This window comes from Dialister histaminiformans, from assembly GCF_900103425.1.
GTDB classification, from domain to species: domain Bacteria; phylum Bacillota; class Negativicutes; order Veillonellales; family Dialisteraceae; genus Allisonella; species Allisonella histaminiformans.
In genome coordinates this window covers 100,308-107,223 of record NZ_FMXA01000006.1, presented here as the reverse complement: position 1 = coordinate 107,223, position 6,916 = coordinate 100,308, and the positions used below count along the sequence as shown (strand labels likewise).

The 6,916-nt window shown below is 46.4% G+C and carries 5 protein-coding genes; all 5 read right to left on the bottom strand.

Going from position 1 to position 6,916, the window contains the following annotated elements; all coding sequences use genetic code 11:
• A partial coding sequence (locus BLQ79_RS08515) for a transposase-like zinc-binding domain-containing protein (protein WP_456151359.1) occupies positions 1–101 on the bottom strand: 101 nt, incomplete at its 3' end.
• 274 nt (positions 102–375) lie between these two features.
• A complete protein-coding gene (locus BLQ79_RS03030) occupies positions 376–1,362 on the bottom strand; it encodes a hypothetical protein (RefSeq protein ID WP_091363715.1) in 987 nt (328 codons plus the stop codon).
• An 11-nt stretch (positions 1,363–1,373) separates the two neighbouring features.
• A complete protein-coding gene (locus BLQ79_RS03025) occupies positions 1,374–2,321 on the bottom strand; it encodes a phosphodiester glycosidase family protein (RefSeq protein ID WP_091363713.1) in 948 nt (315 codons plus the stop codon).
• 30 nt (positions 2,322–2,351) lie between these two features.
• On the bottom strand, positions 2,352–3,239 hold the full coding sequence (locus tag BLQ79_RS03020; protein ID WP_234944902.1) for a polysaccharide deacetylase family protein: 888 nt from the start codon (positions 3,237–3,239) through the stop codon (positions 2,352–2,354).
• 122 nt (positions 3,240–3,361) lie between these two features.
• A complete protein-coding gene (locus BLQ79_RS03015; protein WP_091363712.1) occupies positions 3,362–6,808 on the bottom strand; it encodes a DNA polymerase III subunit alpha in 3,447 nt (1,148 codons plus the stop codon).
• Positions 6,809–6,916 lie beyond the last annotated feature (108 nt).

Genomic DNA, 6,916 nt, shown 5'->3' with positions numbered 1-6,916 from the left:
GCAATCTTACAATTACTGCAATACCAACGCTGAGTTCCGGCACTGGTTTTTCCATGCCTACGGCAAGAAAAGCCACAGTAAGGGCATCTTATTTTTCTCATAAACTCCCTCCAAACAAACATAAAGTTTCAACAGAAAAATAAAAGCCCATTTCACCAGTATTTGCAAGGGATTTGAGACTTTTTTACAACACTTTTTGTCCACCCTCAAAAATCATCTCAGAAAAAATAAATGCCAATGAAGCTCGATAAACACTAGCTCCATTGGCATTAAAAAACACACAAAATGTCCTATAACCCAAAAAGCACAGCCAGGCTGTGCTTTTTCTTTCTGCCGTCAAATATTTTTATTTTCTCTCAGGAAACACAAAATACCTTATTCCTGTTCAGAGGAAATCTCCTTCTGATTGGTTCCATCATCCTTACCTGCCGCCTTATCGGCCGCATGTTTTTTTGCTGCCTCTTCAATAAGATGCATGGTTACGGTATTGAAATTAACCGGTGTGTCCAGTTGCTTAACCTGTTCGAAACCTACGCCCAGTTTGCCGGTATAATATCCAACCGCTTCACCATCATTGTTGACACGGGCCGCATAAATAACCTTATCCGGGCCAATACCGACGAGACGATAGCGGCCAGGTGGTGAAATGATTCTCCAGCTGCTGTTCTTACTGTTAAAGAGATAAATAATCCCTTTATCCGCATCATCATAGAAGAATTTATCCTCATCAAAGAATACGGCAATCTTACCAATGGAGGTCGCCGGAGTAAATATTCTCCGTGTCGCGTAATTGGCATCCGTTCTGTAAATACGATACAGTCCGTCACCGACTTCCACCTTCAGATAAACTTCATTCGTTGCTGTGGAGAATGCCACATCCACAATCTTACTGCCCTTGGGCAGGTCTTTAATCGGAGCATCGGATTCATGCGTGGTCGCTTCCGGATTATAACGAGCCAGCGTAATATTCCAGCGACCGCCATGCCAGTCTTTCGGATACAGAGCAATCAGGCCGAGATCTCTGTCTGGGAGCCATTCAAAGAAAGATACTCCCTGTCCCTTAAGTTCTACTTCCTGTGGATTATCCAGATTCCCTGCATGATAGATGGTCACAGAATCCGCAGAAACATCGGCCATATACTGATAATCATGGGAATAATATGCCCGGCCTTTAACCTGGACATCGGCAAATGCGCTTTCATTTCCCTGCGTTCCCGATGAAGAGGAGGATCCTGTATTGGAAACAATATCATAATCCGCTGATGGGGCGAACAGATCATTTTCCAGATAGTAATAAATTCCCGCCTGAAGGGCAATTCCAAGAACAAAGTACCCTACTACCGTACGTAATCCTTTTTTCAATTGTGCCCTCCTTACTTAACGATAAATGAGGTAGGAATCATACGTTCGCCCAGCAGGTCTGCCGGCTTATTAACTACCTTACCGTTATAATACAGAGTGGTACTGGATCCTCCGTCCAGATTTGCTGCAATATATGCGCCCTGCTTATACATAATATTCTGCATATCCGCCAGTGTGGCTCCGATACTGTAACCAGGCTGTCGTCCATCGACAACGAGGAAAAGCACTGTACCATCTTTTCTCTGACCGATAGCGGAACGGGGACTGATTCCCCAGCCGCCGTCGCCATGCTTGATCACCTTTTCCCCGTTGATAATGAGCGGAGGTCCAAAGGTAAGCCCTTCCTTAGCTCCCAGTTCAGCCAGTTTCTTTTTGGAGTATTTTCCTGCAATCAGCTGTCCCTTATCCGTAAAGCCGATAAAATCCACCTTTTCATTCGGTCCCACATTTTCTCCGAGCAGATATTTACCGTTATGAAGGATAAAGCCGTAAGGAAGACGTCCTGTACCGGTTCCCTGCGGGTCGTAGAAGCCGCCGCCATTGATGGCTGCCACCGCGTCATTGGCTTTAGCGATATTACTGGTCGTATCCCCACGTTCCTGAATATCCGGAGCGGTAGCCACCTGGATGCGGCTGGGATCCGGAATTTCCAGAAGATACCCGACAAAACGGTTGGATTCGATTTTCTGAATCTTAAGGGAGGAATCCTTACGGATAGTAAAATCAAAAAGTTTTTGCTGTTCCGTATTATTGACTACCCCTAAGATACTGTTCAATTCGTTCTGATTAAACAACCATGTAATGTACTGCGGATGACGAGACCGCATAATCGCACCAACTACTGCCCTCTTTGTGTTGTCGAATGGTCCGAACAACACAACAAACGGAGAGGTTACTACAAAAAATATCATAGTAAGCAGTATAAATTTCACAAAAGTACTTTTTAAAAACCTTTTCATGCTTTCTCCCTGTCTGGTTTGTGAATGGATTTAAAGCTTTACAAAATTGTCGTGTATAAGCCGGTCTTCAAAATGCTTATCATCTACCGGATTTCCTATCCAGATCCTCCGGATGGTGAAAGGATCACTGCCATTATGCGCTCTCCCATCACTCATAGACATGCCCAGTTCAAACCCAGCCTTTTTACAGATCTGTAAAACTTCCTTATCATAGTCCCCATATGGATAAGCTATCCAGGGAGACCGGACTCCCAGCTTTTCTACCAGTGTATTTTCTGCATTCAGAATTTCTTTTTCTTTCTCTCCCCGGCTCTTCAGCTGACTGAGATGAGGATGGGATACGGTGTGATTCGCTATTGTCACCGTATGACTGTCCGCCATTTCCTTAAGCTGTCCCCAGGTCATTCGCCCTGGCTGATCTACCATGCCGGTTATCAGAAACAGTGTCCATGGAAATCTATACTTCTTCATAATCGGGTATACCACAGTATAACTATCTTCATATCCATCATCAAAGGTTATACATACCGGTTTCGAAGGAAGCGCTTTCCCTTCGGTTACAAAGTCATGCAGTTCCTGCATGGTTATGGGATGATACTGATGATCTTTGAGATATTTCATCTGCCTTTCAAAGTTCCTGGCAGATATTACCGCCCCATTATGCTTTTCATCGCCTACCTTGTGATACATAAGGACGGAAACCCCTTCCGGCACGGAATACTTCACGCTGTCATCCCTGACAACCTGAGCCTCTCCCGGAGGAAGTCCTGACTCCTCCTGCTGTGAACTGACAGTATCCTTTTCAGTGCCCGTCAGGCCCTGAAAACCACATCCGGCACACAGCAGCGACAGGGTCATGAATGTCCCTGCCATGCCAAGCAGCCATTTCCTTTTGTATCCTGCTCTTTTTACTAACAATGCGACTACTCCTTACACACTGTAAAACTAACAAGACGGAGGATACCCCTTCGTCCTGTTAATATCCATATTATTTTACTACACACCATGTGTATGTGCAATTTCACATACAGGGAAAAACTTCAGTCATTTTCCTTATCATATTCCACAGCCCCATTGCCAAGCAGAAGTTTAAGCGCATTTTCTGACGCAACGGATCCATCATTGGCAAACTGCTCATTCATGGTTATCTTTTTACGTGTTCTCTCCATATGGAGGAAAACCGGAATCTGTCCATGATGACGTTTAAGAATAACTGCCAGCTGACGGCTTACCTCAGCGGATTCGTGCCATTCATCCAGGTACAGATGCAATGCCCGGATATGCCCCCTCTGGGCTATCTGATCTTCCTTCCTTTGTTTCACATCGTCAAGCAGCGCAATCCGTTCTGCCAGAATATGCACTGTTCGTTCATTAGCCTGCACACGTCCGGAAAGGAGTATGGCCGCATCATTTCTCAGCAATTCCCTGTACTTTTCCCAAGCTGACGGAAAAACAACCACTTCGATTTCCCCGGTAAAGTCTTCCAGTGTGATATAGCCCATAGGCGCGCCTTTCTTTGTCACCATTCCTTTAACATGGTTGATGATTCCGCCTACCGTAATTAGTTTTCCATCCAGTGTAACCCGTCCTTCCCCCTCCAGTTCAGACAGAGGTACGCACTGCTTCATTTCATTTTTGAATCGATCCAGCGGATGCCCGGATACGTAGAATCCCAGCAGCTGTCGCTCCCAGTCGATTTTCTCTCTGGCTGAAGCATCCGGCAGCGGTTTATAAGCCACTTCATGCACTGGTTCGCTCTGACCAAAGAGGCTGATCTGCCCTGACTGTCGATCTTCCCTTACCATAGCCGCATTGCTCATAGCCTGAGGAAGTGCCTCCAGCATCTGTGGCCGGTTGGCTCCCAGGTCATCCAGCGCACCGCATTTAATCAAACTTTCACAGGCTCTGGCATTGACTGTACGCCCATCCACACGTTCAAGAAAATCGGACAGTGAGGTGAACGGCCCATCTTTTTCTCTCGCTTCGATAATCGACTCTACCGCAGCATCCCCCAGATGCTGAATACCGGAAAGTCCAAATAGTATGGTATTTCCACTGGCGGCAAAACTTGCCCGGCTTCGATTAACATTGGGCGCCACCAGCTTAACCCCATGTTTTCTGCTGTTAGCGATATAGCGGCTCACCTTGCCCCGGTCTCCGTTATAGCACGTCATCATCGCCGCCATAAATTCCGGACGGAAATGGGCTTTCAGATAGGCGGTCTGCCAGGCTATCCATGCGTAACATACAGAATGAGACTTATTAAATCCATATCCTGCAAAATGAACCATCAGGTCAAACACATGGTTGGCCACTTCGCTGCTTACTCCCTGTTTTTCCGCGCCTTCCAGGAATGCCTGCCGCTGTGCCAGCAGCACATCCGACTCTTTATGCCCCATGGCACGGCGAAGAAGGTCCGCCTGTCCAAGACTGAACCCGCCCATAACAGACGCGATTCTCATAACCTGTTCCTGATAAAGGATAACCCCATAGGTTTCCTTCAGTACAGGCTCCAGCATAGGATGAGGATATTCTACAGGAATCTTCCCATGTTTTCTTTTTATAAAATCTTCAGCCATGCCGCTGCCAAGCGGTCCCGGGCGATACAGTGCCACCATAGGAATCAGATCTTGAAAGGCATCTGGTGCCAGCTGCATCAGCAGGTTGGTGTATCCGGACGATTCTGACTGGAATACGCCAATGGTATCCCCCTGGCAGAGCATTTCACTGGTTGCTTTATCCTTATACGGAATCTTACGTACATCCAGATCTATATTCCTGTTTTCCTTAATCATGTCCACCGTATCCTGAATGACAGTGAGATTTCGCAACCCCAGGAGGTCCATCTTCAGCAGTCCCAGTTTTTCCACCTGATCTTTTTCATACTGTGTCTGTATGAAATTTTCCTGGGTCAGCTGAATCGGAACGAAATCATCAACAGGAGCTGAGCAGATCACTACGCCGGCCGCATGCGTTCCTGCCTGGCGGGAAAGACCTTCCAGCTTCAGGCAGTGATCAATCAGCGTATGCACCGTGGGATTGGTTTCATATGCCGATTTAAACTCATGGGATGATTCCAGTGTCTTTTCCAGAGTAACTCCGGGTCCCTGCGGAATCATCTTGGCAATTTTATCCACATCCCGCAGCGGCAGATTCATAACCCGTCCAACATCCCGGATAACCGCGCGGGCTGCCAGAGTAGAAAAGGTAATAATCTGCGCTACATAATCTTCCCCGTATTTATGCGCCAGGTAATCAATAACCCGGCCGCGTCCCCGGTAACACAGATCGGTATCAATATCCGGCATGGACACACGTTCCGGATTCAGGAATCGTTCAAACAGGAGATCAAATTCCAGGGGATCCAGTTCCGTGATGTGAAGAAGATAGGAAACAATACTTCCTGCCGCACTGCCTCTGCCCGGGCCAATGGGTATGCCATGCGTTTTGGCAAAATGAATGAAATCCATAACGATAAGGAAATAATCAGAGAAACCCATTCTATCTATGATTCCCAGTTCGTAATTTAACCGGTTCATTACTTCAGGTGTCTTTTGGCCATATCGTTCAGGAATAGCCTTTTCACACAGTTTGCGCAGATAGGTCTTCGCTGTTTCCCCCTCAGGAACATCAAAGGCCGGCAATTTATGTTCTCCGAAGGTGAACGTAACATTGCACCGTTCCGCAATTCTGGCAGTATTCTCAATGGCTCCTTCATAGCCGCCAAGAATACTTCTCATTTCCTCCCCGCTCTTACAGTAAAATTCATCATTAGCGAAATGAAAATGTTCCGGATCATCCAGTGTTTTCCCTGTAGAAATACACAGCTTGATTTCCTGGCTGGCCGCATCCTCTTTTCTCACATAATGAAAGTCATTGGTCGCCACCAGTCCAAGTCCATATTCTTTTGCCAGGTCTGCCAGTACAGGCCTTACTCTGGCTTCTTCAGGCAGTCTGTGATTCTGCAGTTCAATAAAATAATTATCCCTGCCAAATGTATCAATATAAAACTTTATAACTTCGTGGGCCTTATCCATATCGCCGGACAGAATGGCCTGTGGAAGCTCTCCACCCACGCAGGCAGACAACGCAATCAGCCCCTTATGACACTTCCGGAGCAGGTCATGATCAGCCCTGGGTTTATTATGAAATCCTTCCGTCCATGCCCTGGAACAGATTTTTACCAGATTGTGATATCCCTCATTATTTTCTGCCAGCAAAATCAGATGATACAGTTTTTCTCTTCCCGGCGGCACCTGGAAACGGCTGTTCTGAGTAATATATATTTCACATCCAATAATGGGTTTGATTCCCTGCTTTTTGCATTCATTGTACAGATACACAGCGCCATACATTGAGCCATGGTCGGTAATCGCTATGGCGGTCTGCCCCATTTCCTTTACATGAGCCACTAAATCCGGTATGCGGCTTATACCATCAAACAGACTGTATTCCGTATGTGTATGAAGATGAACGAATGGATCCATAGAGAGTAATCCTCCTAACATATTGTAATCACATTGTAGCATAGCCCGTCGCTGTCCCTTACCGCTTTTTTCCGCAGGCAAATAAAAAATAACCAGTAGAACAGATTT

Bases quoted from the DNA above. Each gene is read 5' to 3' on its own strand.
- BLQ79_RS03025 (WP_091363713.1), bottom strand. From the start codon at position 2,321: ATGAAAAGGTTTTTAAAAAGTACTTTTGTGAAATTTATACTGCTTACT.
- BLQ79_RS03015 (WP_091363712.1), bottom strand. From the start codon at position 6,808: ATGGATCCATTCGTTCATCTTCATACACATACGGAATACAGTCTGTTT.